The organism is Pontibacter chitinilyticus (assembly GCF_039748935.1).
GTDB classification, from domain to species: Bacteria; Bacteroidota; Bacteroidia; order Cytophagales; family Hymenobacteraceae; genus Pontibacter; species Pontibacter chitinilyticus.
Map to the genome: position 1 here is coordinate 34544 of NZ_JBDIZJ010000002.1, position 21973 is coordinate 56516.

At 45.8% G+C, this 21973-nt stretch carries 29 protein-coding genes; 1 reads left to right on the plus strand and 28 read right to left on the minus strand.

Going from position 1 to position 21973, the window contains the following annotated elements; all coding sequences use genetic code 11:
- Positions 1 to 33: 33 nt before the first annotated feature.
- From ABDW72_RS03640 to gldB, 3 genes are all read right to left on the minus strand, one after another.
- The gene (locus tag ABDW72_RS03640) at positions 34 to 741 is read right to left on the minus strand and encodes an AcvB/VirJ family lysyl-phosphatidylglycerol hydrolase (RefSeq protein ID WP_347157108.1); all 708 of its coding nucleotides are present in this window, start codon (positions 739 to 741) and stop codon (positions 34 to 36) included.
- Between the two features lie 96 nt (positions 742 to 837).
- Positions 838 to 2034, minus strand: a complete 1197-nt coding sequence (locus tag ABDW72_RS03645; RefSeq protein ID WP_347157109.1) for a glycosyltransferase family 4 protein — start codon at positions 2032 to 2034, stop codon at positions 838 to 840.
- Between the two features lie 165 nt (positions 2035 to 2199).
- Positions 2200 to 3204, minus strand: coding sequence for a gliding motility lipoprotein GldB (gene gldB / locus ABDW72_RS03650; RefSeq protein WP_347157110.1), 1005 nt, complete (start codon positions 3202 to 3204; stop codon positions 2200 to 2202).
- Between the two features lie 127 nt (positions 3205 to 3331).
- Between gldB and ABDW72_RS03655 the strand changes: the two genes are divergently transcribed.
- Positions 3332 to 3949, plus strand: a complete 618-nt coding sequence (locus ABDW72_RS03655) for a porin family protein (protein WP_347157111.1) — start codon at positions 3332 to 3334, stop codon at positions 3947 to 3949.
- 74 nt (positions 3950 to 4023) lie between these two features.
- On the opposite strand, the gene ABDW72_RS03660 is transcribed toward ABDW72_RS03655, so the two are convergent.
- From ABDW72_RS03660 to rplX, 25 genes are all read right to left on the minus strand, one after another.
- Positions 4024 to 5622 carry an Rne/Rng family ribonuclease gene (locus tag ABDW72_RS03660; RefSeq protein ID WP_347157112.1) on the minus strand — a complete coding sequence of 533 codons (1599 nt, stop codon included), beginning with the start codon at positions 5620 to 5622 and terminating at the stop codon, positions 4024 to 4026.
- A 205-nt stretch (positions 5623 to 5827) separates the two neighbouring features.
- Positions 5828 to 6697 (minus strand): tetratricopeptide repeat protein, encoded by an 870-nt coding sequence (locus ABDW72_RS03665; protein ID WP_347157113.1) that lies wholly within the window; start codon positions 6695 to 6697, stop codon positions 5828 to 5830.
- A gap of 66 nt (positions 6698 to 6763) precedes the next feature.
- The gene (locus ABDW72_RS03670) at positions 6764 to 7084 is read right to left on the minus strand and encodes an HU family DNA-binding protein (RefSeq protein ID WP_347157647.1); all 321 of its coding nucleotides are present in this window, start codon (positions 7082 to 7084) and stop codon (positions 6764 to 6766) included.
- A gap of 506 nt (positions 7085 to 7590) precedes the next feature.
- Positions 7591 to 9456: a Fe-S protein assembly chaperone HscA gene (gene hscA / locus ABDW72_RS03675; RefSeq protein ID WP_347157114.1), complete on the minus strand. Its 1866-nt coding sequence runs from the start codon at positions 9454 to 9456 to the stop codon at positions 7591 to 7593.
- A gap of 408 nt (positions 9457 to 9864) precedes the next feature.
- Positions 9865 to 10164, minus strand: coding sequence for an FtsB family cell division protein (locus tag ABDW72_RS03680; RefSeq protein WP_347157115.1), 300 nt, complete (start codon positions 10162 to 10164; stop codon positions 9865 to 9867).
- A gap of 89 nt (positions 10165 to 10253) precedes the next feature.
- Complete coding sequence (gene eno / locus ABDW72_RS03685) at positions 10254 to 11531, minus strand: phosphopyruvate hydratase (protein WP_347157116.1); 1278 nt, start codon at positions 11529 to 11531, stop codon at positions 10254 to 10256.
- Positions 11532 to 11553: 22 nt separating this feature from the next.
- Positions 11554 to 12660 carry a glutamine-hydrolyzing carbamoyl-phosphate synthase small subunit gene (gene carA, locus ABDW72_RS03690; protein ID WP_347157117.1) on the minus strand — a complete coding sequence of 369 codons (1107 nt, stop codon included), beginning with the start codon at positions 12658 to 12660 and terminating at the stop codon, positions 11554 to 11556.
- Positions 12661 to 12735: 75 nt separating this feature from the next.
- Positions 12736 to 13284 carry a 50S ribosomal protein L17 gene (rplQ, locus tag ABDW72_RS03695; RefSeq protein ID WP_347157118.1) on the minus strand — a complete coding sequence of 183 codons (549 nt, stop codon included), beginning with the start codon at positions 13282 to 13284 and terminating at the stop codon, positions 12736 to 12738.
- A gap of 70 nt (positions 13285 to 13354) precedes the next feature.
- The gene (locus ABDW72_RS03700; RefSeq protein ID WP_347157119.1) at positions 13355 to 14344 is read right to left on the minus strand and encodes a DNA-directed RNA polymerase subunit alpha; all 990 of its coding nucleotides are present in this window, start codon (positions 14342 to 14344) and stop codon (positions 13355 to 13357) included.
- Positions 14345 to 14381: 37 nt separating this feature from the next.
- A complete protein-coding gene (gene rpsD / locus ABDW72_RS03705; RefSeq protein ID WP_347157120.1) occupies positions 14382 to 14987 on the minus strand; it encodes a 30S ribosomal protein S4 in 606 nt (201 codons plus the stop codon).
- 25 nt (positions 14988 to 15012) lie between these two features.
- Complete coding sequence (gene rpsK, locus ABDW72_RS03710; protein ID WP_114778264.1) at positions 15013 to 15405, minus strand: 30S ribosomal protein S11; 393 nt, start codon at positions 15403 to 15405, stop codon at positions 15013 to 15015.
- Positions 15406 to 15414: 9 nt separating this feature from the next.
- Entirely contained in the window at positions 15415 to 15792 is a 378-nt protein-coding gene (gene rpsM, locus ABDW72_RS03715) for a 30S ribosomal protein S13 (protein ID WP_347157121.1), read from the minus strand.
- Between the two features lie 9 nt (positions 15793 to 15801).
- Positions 15802 to 15918, minus strand: a complete 117-nt coding sequence (gene ykgO / locus ABDW72_RS03720; protein WP_034256541.1) for a type B 50S ribosomal protein L36 — start codon at positions 15916 to 15918, stop codon at positions 15802 to 15804.
- A 5-nt stretch (positions 15919 to 15923) separates the two neighbouring features.
- A complete protein-coding gene (gene infA / locus ABDW72_RS03725) occupies positions 15924 to 16142 on the minus strand; it encodes a translation initiation factor IF-1 (protein ID WP_115565614.1) in 219 nt (72 codons plus the stop codon).
- The gene (gene map / locus ABDW72_RS03730) at positions 16143 to 16916 is read right to left on the minus strand and encodes a type I methionyl aminopeptidase (protein ID WP_347157122.1); all 774 of its coding nucleotides are present in this window, start codon (positions 16914 to 16916) and stop codon (positions 16143 to 16145) included. It lies immediately after the preceding gene.
- Positions 16917 to 18236, minus strand: coding sequence for a preprotein translocase subunit SecY (gene secY, locus ABDW72_RS03735; RefSeq protein ID WP_347157123.1), 1320 nt, complete (start codon positions 18234 to 18236; stop codon positions 16917 to 16919).
- 5 nt (positions 18237 to 18241) lie between these two features.
- Positions 18242 to 18688, minus strand: coding sequence for a 50S ribosomal protein L15 (rplO, locus tag ABDW72_RS03740; RefSeq protein WP_347157124.1), 447 nt, complete (start codon positions 18686 to 18688; stop codon positions 18242 to 18244).
- Position 18689: 1 nt separating this feature from the next.
- A complete protein-coding gene (gene rpmD, locus ABDW72_RS03745) occupies positions 18690 to 18869 on the minus strand; it encodes a 50S ribosomal protein L30 (protein WP_347157125.1) in 180 nt (59 codons plus the stop codon).
- 5 nt (positions 18870 to 18874) lie between these two features.
- Positions 18875 to 19393: a 30S ribosomal protein S5 gene (gene rpsE / locus ABDW72_RS03750; RefSeq protein ID WP_347157126.1), complete on the minus strand. Its 519-nt coding sequence runs from the start codon at positions 19391 to 19393 to the stop codon at positions 18875 to 18877.
- Between the two features lie 5 nt (positions 19394 to 19398).
- Positions 19399 to 19749, minus strand: coding sequence for a 50S ribosomal protein L18 (gene rplR / locus ABDW72_RS03755; protein WP_347157127.1), 351 nt, complete (start codon positions 19747 to 19749; stop codon positions 19399 to 19401).
- 8 nt (positions 19750 to 19757) lie between these two features.
- A complete protein-coding gene (gene rplF / locus ABDW72_RS03760; protein ID WP_347157128.1) occupies positions 19758 to 20312 on the minus strand; it encodes a 50S ribosomal protein L6 in 555 nt (184 codons plus the stop codon).
- Positions 20313 to 20326: 14 nt separating this feature from the next.
- Entirely contained in the window at positions 20327 to 20725 is a 399-nt protein-coding gene (gene rpsH / locus ABDW72_RS03765; RefSeq protein WP_347157129.1) for a 30S ribosomal protein S8, read from the minus strand.
- An 89-nt stretch (positions 20726 to 20814) separates the two neighbouring features.
- Complete coding sequence (gene rpsN / locus ABDW72_RS03770; RefSeq protein WP_347157130.1) at positions 20815 to 21084, minus strand: 30S ribosomal protein S14; 270 nt, start codon at positions 21082 to 21084, stop codon at positions 20815 to 20817.
- Between the two features lie 2 nt (positions 21085 to 21086).
- Positions 21087 to 21641 (minus strand): 50S ribosomal protein L5, encoded by a 555-nt coding sequence (rplE, locus tag ABDW72_RS03775; RefSeq protein ID WP_347157131.1) that lies wholly within the window; start codon positions 21639 to 21641, stop codon positions 21087 to 21089.
- 1 nt (position 21642) lies between these two features.
- Positions 21643 to 21966 carry a 50S ribosomal protein L24 gene (rplX, locus tag ABDW72_RS03780; protein ID WP_347157132.1) on the minus strand — a complete coding sequence of 108 codons (324 nt, stop codon included), beginning with the start codon at positions 21964 to 21966 and terminating at the stop codon, positions 21643 to 21645.
- Positions 21967 to 21973 lie beyond the last annotated feature (7 nt).

Consider the following 21973-nt stretch of genomic DNA (forward strand, 5'->3'; position numbering starts at 1 on the left):
CATGCGCTACACTTGGCTACAGTAGTAACTAACTTACCGGCTGATGCTCTTCTGAATCGTTTCTGCTACTTTTTTTGCATTGTTGTTGAAGTAATGACGGCCTTCCAGCACGGCTACTTTCGTGAGGGGGCGCACCTTATCTGGATCTAAGCCGGCCTCTTCATCTGCCCCAAACACGCAAACAACGTTCTGGTGCTCCAGCCTTTTTATTTCCTTAAGCACATCATACCCGCGCTTGATACTACTTACACCGGCCATATCCATCAGTTTCACCTCAAAGTCGGTAGAAGCAGAGGGTGAGAGCAAAGCCGTAAGCTTTAGGCGTGCTTTAAGTGCCGGCTGTAGCCTTTCCGGCAAAAATGCCGCGACATCGGCTCCAAATGAAAAGCCTACCAGTATAAATGATTGCTTCCCCCACTCCTGCATATACTGCTGTGCTAAGCTGCTGATATCTTTTGTAAACTGCTCTGGCGATTTCTTGCTCCAGAAGTATTCCCGCGCATTTAAGGCTACCACCGGGATGTTGTTCGCTGCCAGGGTTGCTGCCAGGTCTTTGCTGAAGCTTGTCCAGCCCCCATCTCCGGATACAAAAATAGCCAGCGGCGTATCGGCATTCGCCTTAGCAGGTATAATCATGAGCGGCAGCTTGCCCCCGTCGCGGGCCACACAGCCTGTAAGCGGCAGTAGTCCTACCAATGGCAAGGTTAACATGAAAAAGAATAACAGGCGATGCTTCTGCATTATCAAATCAGTTTATAAGTATAGCAGCTAAAATTATAGGGCGGCTTTCCACAAATCCAGAAGCTGAACTACCGGCAATAAGTTCCAGTTATACGCTTACCGGATAACTCCCTGCAGCACCGCCTCTACCTGTTTTACCAGCTGTTGCCTATCGAACAGGCGCTGCGCAACGCCCACACCGCGTACTCCGGCTGCCTGCAGTTTCTCCGGATCGGCCAATGCTTCTTTTATACTTTTTGCCAGAGCCTTGGGCTGTTCGGCAGGCACATACCAGCCACAACCATGCTGCTCTACAAAGCTTTTGGTCCAGCCCGCGTTTGTTACGATAACGGGTGTGCCGCAAGCCAGGCTGTCGTAGAACTTGGCCGGCGAATTGGTCTTGAGCACCGGCAGTTCCTTGAACAGCACCAGGCTCAGATCAGCAAGCCTAAACCACTTGAACACCTCCGGACGGGGCTGCGGTGGCAGCACCAGTAAATTCTGTACCCGCTGCGCCAGTTCGAGTAGTTGTGGCTCGTAGTAACCAGCTCCCGTAAGCACAAAAACCAAGCGCGGCTCATCCGCCAGGCAGGTGATGGCCTGCTGCAGCGTTTGTATATCATTAGCCCGGCCATAGGTGCCGGCATACAACACCACCTGCTTGTCTTGTAGACTATACTGCTGCCGGAGAGCCTCTACATCCTGTGGCTGCACCGCTTCTACCATTTCCAAGTCTGTGCCATTGTAGTTGGTGGTAATCTTATCCCTGCTGATGCCAAGGCTGGCGACATAGTCCGTCATATCCGGGGAGAGGGTGATGATATGGCTGGCTCTGCGGTACAGGCGCTTCTCCATGCGGTAAAGGCCCTGTTGCAGGAGCTTGTTCTTCACGCCGCCCATTTCTATTGGGAAGCTGGGCCATAAATCCTGCACCTCAAACACCCAGGGCACTCCGCGGAGCCGCGCCACCTGTGCCGCCACCCACGGCGTGCTCAGCGGCGTAGACACGGCCCACAGCACATCCGGTTTGGGCAGCTGCATAGCCTTCTTAAACGCCGCCGCCGCAAAGCCCGTGAATGACTTTACCCGTTGCACCACGCTCATCTTGTTGGCATAAGGCACCTGGCATTCGTATAACGTTACCCCCTCCGGCGCCCAACTGTAGTGGTGGGTGATGCGTGTGCTGCGCCAGCCGTTACTTGCTACAAGGCTTACCCGATGCCGCTGCGCCAACTGCTCCAGAAAAGTATAATGGCGGCAGGTAGCCGGGCAATCGGGGTTGTGGTGGTGCTGGTTGATAACGGCAAGGTACATTGTTGGTTGAATGCTAATTGGTAGATGGCTAAATGGTTGTTCTGATACTATAGCATGAAAGTTATCAAATCAGAAACATGAAAAACGTAGCTTTTCAGCAATTGCACCGTCCACAGATAATCTTTAATCCTTTAACAAGAAACAACGACAATCAACAAACTATACCTAGCGCCGCTTCTCCGGTTTATATTTAGATTCGTTGAATATCTTTTGTGTATCTGTCTCCTCCATCAGTTGCGGCAGCGTTACTTCAGGATGGCGTTCCATGTATTTACGCACAATCTGCCAGCCCACCCACGTACCAATTCGCCCGGGGGCTTTGGCATCTATCTCTGGTGTAGCTGGTCGCTCCCCAATATACTTGTTCACCAGAAAAGGACTTTTCTCATAGAGCAGTCCTTTTTCTATGAAATGTGCCCAGATACGCCCTTCGTTATAGTTGATATCAGCTACTTGCTGCCCCGAGTAGCCGATAATGGCGCTGTCCGGGGTGCAGGGCAGCACCGACTGCACGAAGTAATAGGCTTTCCCGGCATTGATCATTTCGTCCAGCAGGCTGCGCTCACCATTGCCAGTTTTATTAAAGCTATTGGAAAGCAGCAGCATGGCAGCGGGCACCATGGCTTGGCGCTCATAGCGCTTCAGAATGTACTCGTATACTTCAGGCCTATACTTCGCCGTTGGTCCGATAAAATAATCCAGACCAAATACCAGCAGGCTATCAGATATAAAGAGGTCGTTGCCCATACTACCAAGGCCTGTCACAAATGTTTTTACCTCCGGCACATGATAGTTTGGGAAGTTATACTTGATCACTTTAAAAGCTGTCTCCAATTGCTGCTCTTCCGGGCGCATATCACGGAAGGTTTGCTCCGCCTGCTGCTCCAGCGTATCCAGCGCAGGATTTTGAGCCAGATCATACAACGGATTGACCAGTAGCGAATCGGCCGTATACTTTTTTTGCTGTAAATATTTAGAGGCAAACAGCGGGTGCGCTTTTAAAAAGCTACTGATATCCTGTTTGGTGTTAGCTGCAAAAAAAGGCTTCTCCAGCCGCTCAATCTTCACATTTACAGGCATTTTAGCTATGGCATCGGGCAACGAACAGCCATTCTTTTGGCAACTGAAACAGCACAGCAAAAGTGCAAATAAGATTATTCTGTAATACATTGTTTCGTATGTTTGTACAAAAATAGCCGGATGTTACGTATTAGAATAGCACCAATGCTTTAATTTAACTATGCAAATGAAGAAACTTACACTTTTATTTCTATTTTTATGTGCTGGTTTTTCTGCTATGGCGCAGATTGAAATCGGCCTGGAATTATCACCTACCATTGCCGGCAACCGCTTTGTAGCCGAAGACAGATATAACCTTCAGAAAGAAAGCAGCTCACTGCACCTAGGCGTGGGCGTAATCGCCGACTACTTTTTTGCCCAGAATTATGCTTTCAGCACCGGCCTGCTTTACCGCGGCAAAGGCAGCGAAATAAGCTATAGTTATAGCCGTGATACGGGCACCGGCACGGTTACCACCCAAGGCAAAGATGACATTTCACTGCAATATGTGGAGCTGCCCATTTCGCTTAAGCTCTTTACCAACGAAATAGCGCCCGGCACTATTGCTTACTTCCAGGTGGGCGGCGCTCTGAATACCAAAGTGGCCGCTACTGTAAATAACCACAAAGTAATAGATGGCAACAAAGTAGGCAAACGCTTCAACGTGTTCGAAACGGATGTGCTGCTTGGCACCGGCGTAGAATACCAGATGGGGCAAAGCACCAAAATATTCGCCGGCCTTACCTATCACCGGGGCCTCACCAACATCGACGACTACTATGGCGATTTGTTCGGCGACAAAAATGTATCCGTAAAAAATAACAGCGTATCGCTGGACCTCGGCGTGAAGTTTTAAACAACCGCTTCGCTCCACATCAAAAGAGCCGCTCTGATTTACATCGGAGCGGCTCTTTTTTTAATACTGTATGATTAATCTTCGTCTGCATCAGGCACAACGCTTACATCCGTAAAGGTCGCGCGCAATTCAATTTCATCACCCCGTTCGTCCATCACCTTAAAGTCGGTAATGCCCAATGATGTATCTTTTACCATTTTTACCCACTTAAAGTATTTAAAGAACCACTTTACCTGCTTCGAGTACAGCCCTTTGGTATAATAGGCATGCACGAATGGGTGCAGGTAAAGCTGCAGACCTTTGTGGTTATGGCTTGTGAGCAGGTCATCTACCGCTGCATCAATTTCGTCTGTCACCAGTATACTGGCTGTTATTTTACCGGTGCCGCCACAAGTTGGGCAAACCTCGCCGGTAATAATGTTTTGCTCCGGCCTTACGCGTTGCCGCGTAATTTGCATCAGGCCAAATTTTGAAATGGGCAGAACTGTCGATTTCGAACGGTCTCGTTTCAGTTCCTCTTTCACCACCTCAAACACTTTCTGGCGGTTTTCAGCCGACTTCATATCAATGAAGTCGATGACAATGATACCACCTATATCCCGGAGGCGAAGCTGTCGGGCTACTTCTTTGGCAGCCGTCATGTTCACATTCAGCGCAGTGGCCTCCTGATCGGTTTCGGTATTAGATTTGTTCCCACTGTTAACATCTACCACGTGCAGTGCTTCGGTGTGTTCTATTACCAGGTATCCGCCGCCCGGTATAGTAACTGTCTTGCCGAAGGCAGCCTTCAGCTGCTTCTCAATGTTAAAGTGTTCGTAGGTTTTAGTTTTTCCGGTGTAGTGCTTTAGAATTTTTAACTTATCAGGTGCAATACTGCCGATGTACGCTTTGATCTCATCATATAATGCGGTGTCGTCCACCACAATATTGTCAAAGCTTTCGTTTAACAAATCCCTCAAAATGGAAGAAGAACGGTTCAGCTCCCCAATGATCTTGTCATTTGGTTTGGCTATCCGCAACGTTTTAAACCCTTCCTCCCAGTTGGCCAGCATGTTGCGCAAATCGCGGTCGAGTTCAGCTACTTCGCGCCCTTCGGCTACTGTCCGGATGATGACCCCGAAGTTCTCCGGCTTGATCGAGGTGATCAGGCGCTTGAGTCTGTTGCGTTCTTCTTTGCTGACGATCTTTTTGGATACGCTTACCGTGTTTGAAAACGGCACGAGTACCAGGTAGCGCCCTGCTAAAGAAATCTCGCAGGATAGTCGGGGGCCTTTGGTAGAAATAGGTTCTTTTACAATCTGGACCAATAACTGTTGTCCTTTTTTCAGGACATCAGCTATTTTACCCAATTTATCTATCTCCGGCTCAAACTTAAACTGGTTGAGTTTAGGGGTTGCGTTCTTCTGTGTCTGTGCTACTTTTACAAACTTATTCAGCGTTTTGATATTAGCGCCCAAATCATGGTAATGCAGAAAAGCATCCTTTTGGTAGCCAATATCAATAAAAGCAGCATTTAGTCCGGGCATTACTTTTTTTACAGTTCCCAGAAAAATATCACCCACGATGTAATTCGTGTCTTTTCGTTCGAAGTGATATTCTACGAGTCTTTTATCCTGTAATAGCGCAATGCGTTCTCCATCCTGAGTAGAATTGATGATTAGTTCGTTACTCAATTTCTCTCAAAGATTAGTTGGATGTATAGACCAAAAGCCCACAACTGCCAATGCAATGTGGGCTTAAATTACGCAGAAGAAATTACTTCTTCTTATGTCTGTTTTTTCTAAGACGCTTCTTTCTTTTGTGAGTCGCGATTTTATGTCTTTTTCTTTTCTTTCCGCAAGGCATAGTCTTGTTTTTTATAAATTGATAATTTCTTTTCTACTTGTCGAGTGCATCCAGGGCTTCCTTCACTGATTCGTCCAGTGCCGGATCTTTGCTCATGCCCTTTACTTTGTTAAACAGCGTGCGGGCTTCCTCTTTGTGCCCTGTTTTGGCCAGCGATACGCCCAGATAAAACGTTGCCTCTACATTGTCCGGGTTAAGGGAAACCAGTTTCTGGAAACGCTCTGCTGCTTTGTCATACTGTCCGGACTGCATCGAGAGAACGCCCAGGTTAAAAAGCGCTTTCTCGTTGTTCGGATCTGCTGTGATCACTTCGCGCAGCAGCACAATACCCTGCATCGGGTTAGAAGTAGCAATGTATGTCATGGCTACATTCGTTTTGGCATCCAGGTCAGCAGGGTTATTCTTCAGCACCTGCGTATACATGTCGCGGGCCTTGGCTCCTAACGTACCAGCCTGCTCCTGTGTGGGCGCATACGTAAACGCCTCATAGTAGCTATCGCCAGCTTTTTTGTACGTTGTTTCTCCTGGCCTGGCCTTGGCAGCTACTTCGTAATAGTAACCGGCACTGTCGTACTTGTTGGCTTTGTAGTAAGCATCCGCTAAAGCTGAGGCCATTTTCACCCGCGCCTGCTCGTCGGTTGCTTTGTTATACTTGGCCCGTGCTGTAGTTAATGCCATTTGCTGCTCCGGCGTAGCTTCCATGTGCGGGTCAGTAGTGGCCGCAGTAGCTTCAGTGCTGTGCGGACCATCTGCTGCTGCGGTATGGCCGTCAGCCGGGGCGGCAGTTTCGCCTTTAGCAAAAGTTTCTTTGTCCTTCTCATTCACAATCACTTTCGGCAAGAAGAACATGGCGGCCACCAGGGCGATGGCTACAACAACTATCAGTATTTGGGACCGTGACATTCTTCCTGCGTAAGCGACTGTTTCTGAATCAATAACAAAAAACTGAACAGCAAAGATACAAAAGAATTAGGAATGCGCTAATTCTTTGATTTTTTTGCTGTTCTTGATCTTCTGAATGAAAGTTTTAGAGGGCTTGAAGCTTGGGATAAAGTGCTCGTCGATGATGATGGACGTGTTCTTCGAAATATTACGTGCTACTTTCTTGGCGCGTCTCTTGTTCACGAAGCTACCAAAACCTCTGACATAGATGTTGTTTCCATCGGCCATAGAGTCTTTCACTACTTTGAAAAACGCCTCGATTGTTGCCTGCACATCTGCCTTATCGATCCCTGTTTTATCAGCAATTTCTGATATTACTTCTGCTTTAGTCACTTGCTTAGATTTTATAAAATGATATAATAGGTTAAATTCTCGTCTAAAAAGAAGGCGACTTGGAGGTGCGCTTCCTGGTTTTCGGGGCACAAAGGTAATTTGACTTTTCGATAAGTAAAAGCTTTAGGTCTAAATTATTACCGCTTGACCTCTAAACTTTTACAAGCTACAGCCTCTGTTTTTAGGTCCCGCTAAACCTGATCTCGCTCCCATAACGCTGCCAAAAGGTTTATATTTTACAGCTTCCGCCAAGCCCCTGTACAAGCTTCCATCCGGCACTTTCCGGCTCCTAACGGCAGTAACTTATACTTTGTTTTACCTGCTGACGCGGCCGCACACTCCCTCCATTAAAAAAGCAAACAGCATAGAATCAAGAATATAGCAAAAGCAAAGTATGTTTGGAGGAGTTATCTTTCGGGATTGCTATAAGGCAGAATGTGAACTGTTCGCCCAGCTATATAAAAACAGAAGCGCCGGCAGGATCGCAACCGGCGCTTCTGTTAAATGCAGCGCTTTTATACTTACTTTATTCTTTTCCCGGCCATCGCTTTTTTGATGGAGAGCTGCATCACGCGCTCGGCGAAGGGGCTTGTCTGCGCTTCCAGCACATCCACTGCTTTCAGGATAGCATCTTTATCACCTCCGGCAGCTAAGGTATCTTTCAGGTGCTGTACATTGCGGCGCGTTAGTTGTATTTCCTCAGCCATTAGGTGCTCGCTATTCTTCTCTACGAAGCGCTCCACCTGGTATAGCATCTGCTCGGCCGTGGTGCGTGCTTCTATGTGCATTCGCGCTGATACATCTTCCCGGGCATGGGTGATCGAATCCAGCAGCATCTGCTCTACCTGAGCGTCTGTCAGGCCGTACTGCGGCTTTACTTCTACCTCCTGCCGGGTACCGGAGCGGAGCTCAATCGCCTCGACCTTCAGTATTCCATCCGCATTAAGTATAAAATTCACGTCTACCTTCGGGAAACCAGCAGGCATGGCAGGAATCCCCTTCAGGTCGAATTCAGCTAGTTTGCGGTTCTCCTGTACTACGTCGCGCTCGCCCTGGTAAACAGATATTTTCATGTTCACCTGTCCATCTACTGACGTGGTATATTGGCGGCCAGCTTTGGTAGGTATTTTAGAGTTGCGCGGGATGATCGGGTCCATGAGGCCGCCCATCGTCTCGATGCCCAGGGTAAGCGGTGTCACATCCAGTAACAGAATATCTTTGCGATTGCCCGCCAGGATATCGGCCTGAATAGCCGCTCCCAGAGCCACTACTTCGTCCGGGTTCAGCGTGTTATTTGCCTGTTTACCGAAGAATCCCGATACTGCTTCGTACACCAGGGGCACCCGTGTAGATCCTCCCACCATAATCACGGCATCTATCTGCTCCGGCTGCAGCCTGGCATCGGCCATTGCCTGCCTGCAGCTGTCAATCGTGCGGGCAAGTATAGCCGCTATCAATGCCTCGAAGGTATGGCGCTCCAGGTGACAATCTATTTTGCCTGCAATCGTACCGGTATATACTTCCTGTTCACTGAGGGTTTTCTTAGCTTCTTCCGCTTTCAGGCGCAGCTCCTGTTGCAGGTGCTTGTCCTGGTTTACCAAGTCTGCAACCAGTTCATTGTGCTGTATCCAGTGGTTTATAATAGCCCGGTCAAAGTCGTCGCCGCCCAGGTATGTATCGCCATTCGTAGAAAGCACCTCGAATATGCCCTGGTGTATACTTAAAATAGAAATGTCGAAAGTTCCTCCGCCGAGGTCATATACAGCTACGGTCTTCTCCTCGGATGGATCAATACCGATGCCGTAGGCCAGCGCTGCCGCAGTGGGCTCGTTCACGATGCGCAGGACCTCCAGGCCCGCCAGCTTGCCGGCATCACGCGTAGCTTGCCGCTGTGAGTCGTTGAAGTAGGCCGGTACGGTAATCACGGCGCGGTTCACCGGTGTTTTCAGGGCGTGCTCTGCGCGCGCGCGCAGTTCCTTTAATATCTCCGCCGACAACTCAATAGGCGAGTAGAAGGTATCTTGCACCCGCACCTTCACCAGCCCCTCACTGTTGTCATCTATGATCTTGTATCCGAAGTAGTCTGTGTGCTTGTTCAGGTCCTGGTAAGATTTGCCCAACAGCCGCTTAACCGAGTAAATGGTATTGGCCGGATCTGTTAAGAGGTATTCCCTTGCTTCTGTGCCCACCAGTGTCTCGCCCGCCTTTGTAAAATGTACCACCGAAGGGACTACGGTGCCCCGGTCCTGGTCATTTATCGCAACAGGTCTTTTATCTTCAGGATGAATGTAGGCCACCAAACTATTGGTTGTACCTAGATCAATGCCTACAATTACTTCCTCCTGCTGAAGCGCCCCGGTAGAAAGATTTATTGCCACTTTTGCCATAGTATCTGTTTTTGCTTGCCGCTGCTGCCTTAGCATAACAGCACGGGGCACAAAGGTACAAATTATTTAGGCAGGAGGCTTCAAGGAAAGCACGCTCTAACGGTGCTGCAGCAATCGAAGGTGATTATACTTATACCTGGCTGGCCCCTACTTTTGAACTACAGCGTGCACATGGTTTCCAACACCAGGTAAATTGAAGTATAAATGTCGTGAGTGGATGTATTTGTCTGTTTTTCCTGCTGAAGCGGAAGTTGTGTAATCTCCATAACATGCTCAGTTGTCGATCCATGCTAAAGTATGCTCAGACGTATAGTGCTAAGCGGCGCCTGATAAAGCGCAGTTGGGGGGAGGTAAAAAATAAAAGCCCGGTATGAGCGGGCTTTCAGTGTATAACAGTTTGTAGGAGATTTATTCCTCATCTTTCGGCACAATGATGAATACATCTTCGTTCGGGCGCTTCATCAGGTACTTTTCACGGGCAAATTTCTCCAGTAGCTCCGGGTTACCCATCAGCTCCTTGCGGTCTTTCTGCACTTCTTCCATCTTCTCCAGGTAGTGTTCTCTGTCTTCCTCCAGGTCAGCCAGCTTTTTGCTCATCTGGTACTGCGTTATAAAATCATTCGAATCGAAAAAGAGCATCCACACCAGGAACAGCACAGTCATAATCAGATAGAAATTCCGGAATATTTTAGGGATGCGCTTCAACATAGCTTTCAGATTAAGATACCTCTACAAAAATAAGGCTGTGAGTCATATAACCCACAGCCTTTGTAATAATTATTTTCTTGAAGCAAATATTAGAAATTCTTTCCAGGGAAGTAAGCTACTTCTCCCAGTTCTTCCTCTATACGAAGCAGTTGGTTATACTTGGCCATACGATCTGAGCGGGAGGCAGAACCAGTTTTGATCTGGCCAGTGTTCAGCGCCACAGCTAAGTCAGCAATGGTGTTATCCTCTGTCTCACCAGAACGGTGGCTCATCACGCTCTTGTATCCATGACGACGGCCCAGGTTAATAGCATCTATCGTTTCGGTTAACGAACCAATCTGGTTCACTTTAATCAAGATCGCGTTTGCTATTTTCTGATCTATACCTTGCTGCAAGCGCTTTACGTTCGTTACGAACAGGTCGTCACCAACCAGCTGCACTTTATCGCCAATAGCTTCGGTCTGCTGCTTCCAGCCTTTCCAGTCATCTTCGGCCATACCATCTTCAATAGAAATGATCGGGTATTTTTTCACCCAATCAGCCCAAAAGCTAACCATTTCAGAAGAGGTCAGCTTGTCGCCGGTAGACTTTTTGAAGTGATATTGCCCGGTAGTCGCATCATAAAATTCAGAGCTGGCGGCGTCCATGGCAATCATAAAGTCATCACCAGGCTTGTAGCCGGCCGTTTCAATGGCCTGCAGCACCACCTGGATTGCTTCTTCATTCGATGCGATGTTCGGAGCAAAACCGCCTTCATCGCCCACGTTGGTAGAAAGGCCCTTTTTCTTGAGTACGTTTTTCAGGTGATGGAACACCTCGGTGCCCATGCGCAACGCTTCAGAGAAAGAAGGCGCGCCAACCGGCATGATCATAAACTCCTGGAAATCGATGGAGTTATCAGCATGGCTACCGCCATTCAGGATGTTCATCATCGGCACCGGGAGTGTGTTGGCATTTACACCTCCCACATAGCGGTACAACGGCATGTTCAGCTCCTGCGCAGCTGCACGGGCAATAGCCAGGGAAACACCTAAAATAGCATTAGCTCCCAGGTTGCCTTTGTTGTCAGAGGCATCCAGCTCGATCATGATTTTGTCGAGCAGGTTTTGCTCGTACACCGGAAAACCTATGAGCTCTTCCGCTATCTTTTCATTTACGTTCTTAACAGCCTGCAGCACACCTTTGCCCATGTACTTGCTCTTATCATTATCGCGCAGTTCAACGGCCTCGTGTACGCCTGTAGAGGCTCCGGAAGGCACTGCCGCACGGCCCAGAATACCTGTTTCTGTCATTACGTCTACTTCAACAGTAGGATTGCCTCTTGAATCGAAGATTTGGCGGGCTTTAATATCAGTTATTAAGCTCATAGTTTAATATTTATCTATAGTTTTACTTACTCTTTTCCAGCAGGGCAACAAACTCATCAAAAAGATAAGTGGAATCATGTGGCCCTGGTGAGGACTCCGGGTGGTACTGGACTGAGAAAGCCGGCTTATCTTTCATACGTATTCCCTCGACAGTGTTATCGTTGAGGTTAATATGCGTGACCTCCAGCAACGGATGATTCATCAACTGTTCCGCGTCTACCACAAACCCATGATTTTGTGAAGTTACTTCACAGCGTCCGGTTATCAAATTTTTAACCGGGTGATTTAAGCCCCGGTGCCCGTTATGCATTTTATAAGTGTCTATGCCATTGGCTTGCGCTAACATCTGGTGGCCCATGCAAATACCAAATAAGGGTTTTTGTTTCTCCAGCATCTGCTTAACGCTGTTTACTGCTACTGTCGTCGCAGCCGGATCTCCTGGTCCGTTTGAGATAAAATAACCATCCGGGTTCCACTCCTCCATCTCCTCAAAGGGCGTGTTGTACGGAAAGACCTTCACTTCACAACCGCGAGCAACCAAATTTTTCAGGCTATTCTGCTTTACGCCTAAGTCTAGCACCGCTACTTTATACTTGGTTTCTTCAGGTTTAAATTCATATACTGTTGGTGTGCTTACTTTGGAGGACAACTCCAGCCCAGCCATAGAGGGCACTTCTGCCAGTTTCTTTCGCAGTACCTCTATATCTATGGTTTCGGAAGAGACGATGGCATTCATTGCTCCTTTATCGCGGATATGGCGCACCAGTGCCCTTGTATCTATCTCACAAATTCCAACTACACCGGCTTTTTCGAAGTATTCCTGCAATGAGCCTTCAGCTGTGCCTCTCGAAAAGTGGGTAGAAAAGTCTTTGCATACCAATGCACTGATCTGCACCTTGTCTGACTCTACTTCTTGGTGCTGCACACCATAATTACCAACATGTGAGACAGTCGTTACTACCACCTGCCCAAAATAGGAGGGATCGGTAAAGATCTCCTGATAGCCGGTCATCCCTGTATTAAAACAGAGCTCTCCACCAGACGTACCAATACGCCCCAGGCTTTTGCCTTTGTAAATGGTTCCATCTTCTAAAAGAAGGATTGCTTCCGTTGCTATTTGTTTTTTCATACACAGATATTTTTACAAAAATAAAAAAGGGACACGACTTACGTCATGTCCCTTTAAAATATTTACAAACAAAGCTTATTCAGCATCTTTTGTCTCTTCACCAGTAGTCTCAGATGTTTCAGGTGCAGCAGGGGCTTCAGCAGCCGGAGCTGGTATAGCAGCCTGTGCAGCAGGAGCAGCTGTATCAGCTGAAGTTTTCTTACCACCACGGCGACGGCTTCTCTTAGCACCGGCAGCAGCAGTTCCTGTTGTAGTCAGCATGTCCTCGTTGTAATCTACTAACTCGATCACACACATTTCTGCGTTGTCACCTAAACGGTAACCAGTTTTCAGTATCCGGGTGTATCCGCCTGGTCTGTTCGCGATCTTAGCAGATACCTCATCAAAAAGCTCCTTTAAAGACTCTTTGTTTTGCAGATAAGCAAAAACAGTTCTGCGGGAGTGTGTTGTATCGTTCTTTGATTTTGTCAGCAGGGGCTCTACATACTTACGCAGGGCTTTTGCTTTAGCTACTGTAGTGGAAACGCGCTTGTGCAGGATAAGGGAAGCTGCCAGGTTGGACAGCATTGCCTTACGATGTGAAGCAGTTCTTCCTAAGTGATTTACTTTTTTACCGTGTCTCATTATTTTGAATTGTGCACGTGCATACCGTCGATCAACCGGTTACGGGATCGGGAATTATGCCGTAGGATTATTAATCTTCTTCTAATTTATACTTAGAAAGGTCCATACCGAAAGTTAAGCCTTTCTCCTGCACCAGGTTTTCCAACTCGGTCAAAGACTTTTTACCAAAGTTACGGAATTTCATCATGTCCGAGATGTCCAGCTGCACCAGATCGCCGAGTGTTTTGATATCAGCAGCCTTTAAGCAGTTGTAAGCTCTAACTGAAAGGTCCATGTCCTGCAGCGATGTTTTCAGAACTTTGCGCATGTGCAGCAGTTCTTCATCCACAGCCTCCTCTTCTTCAGGCTTGGCAGTCTCGAATGTCATCGTGTTGTCAGAGAACAACATGAAATGTTGGATCAGGATATTGGCAGCACCTTTCAGAGCATCTTCCGGGTGAATAGAACCATCAGTCTGTATGTCAAGCACCAGTTTCTCATAGTCCGTCTTCTGCTCTACACGCGTGTTCTCAACACTGAACTTCACGTTCTTGATAGGCGTAAAGATCGCATCGATGTTGATGAGGCCAAAAACCTGATCACCTTGCTTGTTCTCTTCTGCCGGAACATATCCACGACCCTTCTGAAGTGTTAACTCCACTTCCAGGGTCAAGTTCTTGTCCATGTGGCAGATTACCAACTCCGGGTTCAGCACCTCAAAGCTCGAGGTAAACTTATCGATATCACCAGCAGTAAAGGTATCCTGACCAGAAAGGGAAACAGTGATCTTATCATCAATTACTTCGCCCAGTTTCCTGAAGCGAACCATTTTCAGGTTCAGAATAATGTCAGAGATATCCTCCACCACGCCTTCAACAGACGAAAACTCGTGCAGTACACCAGGTATGCGAACGCTCGTAATGGCATATCCTTCCAGAGAGGACAATAAAATTCTGCGCAGCGCATTACCGATGGTTACGCCGTAACCTTTTTCAAGCGGCTTGAATTCAAATAGCCCATGAAAGTCGTCAGCTTTTTCCATGACAACCTTCTCTGGCATTTGAAATGCTAATATTGACATACTTGCAGTGTTAAAGGTTAAAAATTGATTAAGCTGCTTACTTAGAGTAAAGCTCGACGATTAACTGCTCCTGAATTTTCTCAGGAATCTGATCGCGCTCAGGCGCAGATACAAACTTGCCAGCCATTTCAGTCGCATCCCACTCTAACCAGTTAAACTGACGCGCATTACGCACGCTCAAGCTGGTTGTGATCGCTTCCAAAGACTTTGACTTCTCTCTAACACCTACCACATCACCTGGCTTTAAGCTGTAAGAAGGTATGTTTACCAACTCACCGTTAACCAGAATGTGTTTGTGCAGAACAAGCTGACGAGCAGAACGTCTTGTCGGAGCAATACCTAATCTGTAAACAGTGTTATCAAGCCGGGACTCCAAAAGAGCCAACAGCGTTTCACCTGTAATACCACCTTTGCTATGTGCTTTGTCAAACAGGTTTGCAAACTGCTTTTCTAAAACACCATATATAAACTTCGCTTTTTGCTTTTCAGCAAGCTGAATAGCATATTCAGACTGCTTCTTGCGTCGGCCGCGACCGTGCTGCCCAGGAGGGTAGCTTTTCTTTTTTAATGCTTTGCTTGGACCAAAAATCTCTTCATTGAAACGTCGGGAGATTTTGCTTTTAGGACCAGTATATCTTGCCATAATTTATTCAGTCAAATAAGATAAATTAAACTCTTCTGCGTTTAGGAGGACGACATCCGTTGTGAGGAAGCGGCGTAACATCTTTAATAGTTGTTACTTCGATGCCAGAATTTTGCACAGTACGGATGGCGGACTCTCTACCTGCACCAGGGCCTTTAACAAACACCTCTGCTTTGCGCATTCCCAGATCATGGGCAACTTTTGCACAATCAGAAGCAGCCATTTGGGCAGCGTAAGGAGTGTTCTTTTTAGAACCTTTAAAACCCATTTTACCAGCAGAAGCCCAAGAAATTACCTGACCTGCATTGTTGGTTATTGAGATAATGATATTATTGAAAGAAGCTTTAATGTGTACCTGACCAGTTGATTCAACAACTACGACACGCTTTTTAGCTTTATCTTTTCTTTTCTGAGCCATGATCAAAAATTATTTAGTAGCCTTCTTCTTGTTAGCAACAGTCTTACGCTTACCTTTTCTGGTGCGTGAGTTGTTCTTTGTACGCTGTCCACGAACCGGCAAGCCTTTACGGTGTCTTAAACCGCGGTAGCTACCGATGTCCATCAATCGTTTGATGTGCAATTGCACTTCAGATCTTAAAACACCTTCCGTTTTATGGTCAGAGGCAATAATATTTCTGATCTCACTGGCTTCATCTTCTGTCCAGTCTTTCACCTTTTTGTCAAGATCCACTCCGGCTTTGTTCAAAATAGACACAGACAAATTACGTCCTATGCCAAAGATGTACGTTAAAGCGATTTCGCCACGTTTGTTATCCGGAATATCTACTCCTGCTATTCTAGCCATACTTTAAAATTAACCTTGTCTTTGTTTATACCTTGGGTTCTTCTTGTTGATTACATAAAGCTTCCCCTTGCGGCGGATCACTTTACAATCAGCACTTCTCTTTTTTACTGATGCTTTAACTTTCATTGTATTTATTTATATCGATACACAATTCTGCCTTTAGTTAAGTCATAAGGTGACATTTCTAACTTTACTCTGTCTCCCGGAAGGATCTTTATATAATGCATCCGCATTTTTCCAGAGATGTGAGCAACCACCTGATGTCCATTTTCAAGCTCCACACGGAACATTGCATTCGAAAGGGCTTCAATAATTGTTCCGTCTTGTTCGATAGATGACTGTTTCGCCATTTATTGTTGTTTAGCTTGTTCTATATATTCAAAAGTTGTTAAAATTTCTGCCTTATCCTTCCGCACAACCACTGTATGTTCAAAATGGGCTGATGGTTTGTTATCACGTGTTCTGATCGTCCATCCATCCTTCTCCTGCACAATATTCTTAGTACCTAAGTTAACCATAGGCTCTATTGCGATTACAAGCCCTTCCTGTAGTTTTACTCCCTGGCCTCTTTTACCATAGTTTGGTACTTCAGGCGCTTCGTGCAGGCTTTGGCCAACACCATGCCCTACCAGTTCCCGAACAATGCTAAAACCATTCTTTTCTGCATGCTGCTGTACTGCCTGGCTTACATCACCCATGCGGTTACCGACATTTGCTTTGGCTATACCTTCGTAAAGGGATTCTTTCGTAACCTCCAGAAGCTTTTGCACTTCTTCGGTTACCTCCCCAACAGCATGGGTATAAGCACTGTCGCTGTGAAAGCCTTTATAGTATACTCCCCCATCAACAGAAATTATGTCTCCATTGTTCAAAGTATAGCTACCGGGCATGCCATGCACTACAGTGGAGTTGACGGAGATGCAGAGGCTATAAGGAAAACCATTGTAACCTTTGAAAGAAGGTTCACCACCATGATCACGGATAAACTCTTCTGCTCGTTTGTCCAGCGTTGAAGTCTGTACTCCTTCTTTTATAAGACGAGCAATTTCGCCATGTGCTTTACCTAAGATTAAAGCACTCTGGCGAATTAGCTCAATTTCTTCTTCCGTCTTGTAATAGATCATTTATTGGGATATAACAGCGATGTTTTCGGTGCGGCCTCTGAGCTTACCCGTCTTCATCATGCCATCATAATGTCTCATTAATAAGTAGCTCTCCACTTGCTGCAGCGTATCCAGTACAACACCCACCATGATTATGAGGGAGGTACCTCCAAAAAACTGTGAGAACTGACGGGTTACGCCAAACAACAGCGCGATTGAAGGGAAAATAGCTACAAAAGCCAAGTAAATGGCACCAGGCAATGTGATGCGCGTTAAGATAGAATCAATATACTCTGAAGTAGCTCTTCCTGGTTTTACACCAGGCACAAAGCCCCCACTACGCTTCAGATCATCTGCTATCTGATTTGGGTTAACACTGATTGCAGTATAGAAATACGTGAAGATCAGAATCATCAAACCAAATGTCAGGTTATACTGCCACGATGTAAAATCCGAGAAAGTAGAGCCGATGTAGTTCGCAGTATCGCTTTGCTTTGCCCATATTGATGCGATCATAGAAGGCAAGAACATCAGCGATTGTGCAAAAATGATAGGCATTACTCCAGCAGCATTCACCTTTAAGGGTATAAATTGTCGCTGGCCACTATACATGGAGCTGCCACCTACCTGCTTTGCATACTGCACAGGAATTTTGCGTACAGCCTGCGTCAGCATTACAACCGACATCACTACAAAGAAAAGAACCACCAATTCGAAAAGGAATAGCAGCATGCCGCCTAACTGTCGTGAGGCGAACTCACCAATAATGGCTCCAGGAAAGCGTGAAACAATACCGATCATGATCAGCATGGAAATACCGTTGCCGATACCTTTATCCGTGATCTTTTCGCCTAGCCACATACAGAAGATAGTGCCTGAAGTAAGCACAATCATCGAAGTGATTGTGAAAAGAGTAGTATTGATGGTAATGGCTTCCGCATTAATTGTGGCAACAAATCCTATTGACTGTGCCAGTGTAATAATAATGGTAAGAACTCGGGTGATCTGGTTGATCTTATTTCTACCAGTTTCACCCTCCTTCTGCATCTTTTGGAAATACGGAACAGCAATAGTTAAAAGCTGCAATACGATAGAAGCTGATATATATGGCATGATACCCAATGCAAAGATAGATGCATGGCTAAATGCACCTCCTAAGAAAGTATCCAATAGCCCAAACAGGCCACCTGTCTTAGCAATTAGTTGATTGGGGTCAACACCTGGAAGAACAACATAAGAACCTAAACGGAAAACAGCTATGAACAGGAGCGTGTTCAGAATGCGAACACGAAGGTCGTCAATAGCAAAGATGTTCTTAAAAGTTGTTATAAGCTTCTTCATATAAATTAGATAGCAACTGTTTTACCGCCTGCCTTTTCTATAGATGTAGTTGCTGCGCCTGAAAAAGCATGTGCATGTACTTCTACAGCTTTGTTCAATTCGCCTCTACCTAAAATTTTAACTTTATCATTCTTTGACACCAGTCCGTGTGCTTTGAAGAAATCAAAGTTGAGCACAGTCTCATTTGTAGAAGCTACCAATGATCCTAAAGTATCTAAATTGATACCTTTATACTCTACTCTGTTGATGTTCTTAAAGCCATATTTAGGAACACGGCGCTGCAATGGCATCTGGCCACCTTCGAAACCTGATTTTTGTGAATAGCCGGAACGGGATTTAGCACCTTTGTGGCCTCTTGTAGAAGTACCACCTCTACCAGAACCAGTACCTCTGCCTATTCTTTTTCTGTTTTTAACAGAACCTTCAGCTGGTTTTAATGTACTTAGATACATGTTAGATATTGTTTACCTCAATGAGGTGTTGAACCTTTTTTACCATACCAGCAATCTGCGGAGTATTTTCAACAGTTACTGATTTATTGATTTTGCCTAAGCCCAAAGCTTGAATAGTTAGCTTCTGAGTTTTTGGCTTATCAATAATGCTTTTGATTTGTTTGATAGTAATCTGAGCCATGTCAATTAACCGTTAAATACTTTGTTAAGATTAACTCCACGCTGCTGCGCTACAGCCAATGGATCACGCATTTTTGCAAGTGCATCAAAAGTTGCCTTTACCACGTTGTGCGGATTAGAAGAGCCTTTTGACTTACAAAGTACGTCTTTAATACCAGCACTTTCCAGTACGGCACGCATCGCACCACCGGCGATTACACCTGTACCAGCAGCAGCTGGCTTTACAAGTACGTAGCCCCCCGAGTATTTGCCTTCCATGGCATGGGGCACAGTACTATGATATACCGGAACCTTTACCAGGTTCTTTTTGGCGTCATCTATACCTTTGGCAATTGCGTCTGTTACCTCGTTAGCTTTACCTAAGCCATAACCAACTACGCCATTTCCATCACCTACCACCACAATGGCGGCAAAGCTGAATCTTCTACCGCCTTTTACAACTTTGGCTACACGATTAATAGCTACTACTCGTTCTTTGAGTTCGATCTCGCTAGCCTTTACACTTCGAATATTGTTCTTCAACATAATCTTTAGAATTTAAGGCCAGCTTCACGAGCGCCTTCTGCCAATGATTTAACTTTGCCGTGGTACAGATAACCGGAACGATCAAACACTACTTGCGTGATGCCTTTTGACAGGGCTTTTTCAGCAATCTCGCGTCCAACTTTACCAGAAGTTTCAACATTCGCTTTCGCATCATCAAGCTTGGCTGAAGAGGCAGCTGCTAGTGTCACACCAGTAGTATCGTCGATGATCTGCGCGTAGATAAAGCGGTTGCTTCTAAATACAGACAGTCTCGGCCTTTCAGCAGTACCGGAAATTTTGTTCCGAATACTTTTCTTAATTCTAACTCTTCTTTTAATCTTATTGTTAGCAGACATGATGATGATTATTTAGACGCTGTCTTACCAGCTTTTCTTCGTACAACTTCACCAACAAATCGAATACCCTTACCTTTATAAGGCTCGACTTTGCGCAGTGATCTAATTTTTGCTGCAACCTGGCCAATAAGTTGCTTATCATTACTCTCAAGCGTAATTACCGGAGCTTTACCTTTTTCTGTTACTGCAGTAGCAGAAACTTCGTCAGGTAGTGCCATAAAGATATTGTGAGAATAACCTAAAGCAAGTTCTAACACCTTTCCCTGTACGGTCGCCTTATAACCAACACCTACAAGTTCCAAACGCTCTTTGTAGCCGTCTGTAACACCAACAACCATGTTGTTGATCAGGGAGCGGTAAAGACCGTGCATAGCTTTGTGTCGCTTCTGCTCAGTAGGGCGCTCTACTACTATCTGGCCATCCTGCTGCTTTACGATAATATCCTTATCTACCGGAGTAGAAAGGGTACCTTTAGGACCTTTAACAGTTACCAGGTTGTTTTCGCCTACTGTAACCTCAATATTACTAGGCAGGCTGATGGGCAATTTTCCTATACGTGACATTGTCTACCCTCCTATTAATAAACGTAACACAATACCTCGCCTCCAACATTCAAGCCTCTTGCTTCTTTCTCTGTCATTACCCCTTTAGAGGTAGACAGAATAGCAACGCCTAAACCGTTGATAACACGTGGCAAATTATCGGTTCCCGCATACTTGCGAAGACCTGGCTTACTTACCCGCTCTAATTTCACAATAGCAGACTGCTTAGTGCTTGGGTTATACTTCAGCGCAATTTTAATCGTGCCTTGTACAGAAGAGTCATCAAACTTATAGCTTTGAATGTACCCTTTGTCGTACAATACTTTGGTAATATCTTTTTTAATCTTGCTAGATGGTACTTCAACTATCCTGTGGTTTGCTTTGATGGCATTACGCACCCTAGTTAAATAATCTGCTATTGGATCTGAGTTCATTATGAATCACTTAAATAATGAATGCTTACTTTAAGCGAGCGGCAAAGATACGAATATCTTTTTTTCTTTCTTAATTCCTTAAGAAAAAATTACCAGCTCGATTTAGTTACACCTGGAATTTTACCTGCTGAAGCCAATTCTCGGAAAACGACACGAGAGATGCCAAACTTACGCATGTAGCCTCTTGGTCTACCGGAAAGCTGGCAACGATGATGCAACCTTACCGGAGAAGCATTGCGAGGCAGCTTATCGAGTGCCTCATAATCTCCTTTGGCTTTAAGTTCAGCTCTTTTAGTAGCATATTTCGCTACCAGCTTTTGTCTCTTAAGCTCTCTTGCTTTTACTGATTCCTTTGCCATTGTTATTTCTTGTTATTGATGAAAGGCATCCCAAATGCTTTTAACAGTTCAAAGCTCTCTTCGTCTGTTTTGGCGTTTGTTACTATGGTAATGTCCATACCTGTAATTGCCTTTATTTTATCGATACTGATCTCAGGGAAAATGATCTGTTCTTTAACACCCAGTGTATAGTTACCACGACCATCAAATCCCTTGTCGTTTACACCTCTAAAGTCACGTACACGTGGAAGCGCAATCGTTAACAAACGGTCCAGGAACTCATACATGCGCTGGCCTCTCAGTGTCACACGGGCACCGATCGGCATGCCTTCACGAAGTTTGAAGTTTGAAACCGATTTTTTGGCAATTGTCGGAACAGCTTTTTGTCCTGTAATGGTTGTCAGTTCATCAACACCTACATCCACCAGCTTTTTGTCAGCCACAGCAGCACCAATACCTCTGTTGATAGAGATCTTAGTGATTTTAGGCACCTGCATAATGTTCTTGTATTGGAACTTCTCTTTCAGGGCAGGTACAACCTCGTTCTGATATTTTTCTTTAAATCTTGCAGTAGCCATCTTAGATTACCTCTCCTGTCTTTTTAGAATAACGCTCTGATTTACCTTCGCTGTTGGTTCTGCGGGCAGCTTTTGTTGTTTCACCTGATTTAGGGTCTACTAACATTACATTGCTGGCATGGATAGGAGCTTCTACTTTTTCGATGCCACCCTGTGGATTCTTAGCACTTGGTTTGTTGTGCTTTGTTACAAGGTTTAAGCCTTCTATAGTTACTCGTTGCTTTTCAGCATTAACAGCAGTAATGCGGCCTGTCTTACCGCGTTCGTCACCGGCAATTACTTTTACCGTATCGCCAGTTTTTACGTGAAGTTTTTTCTTATTCATCTTGATC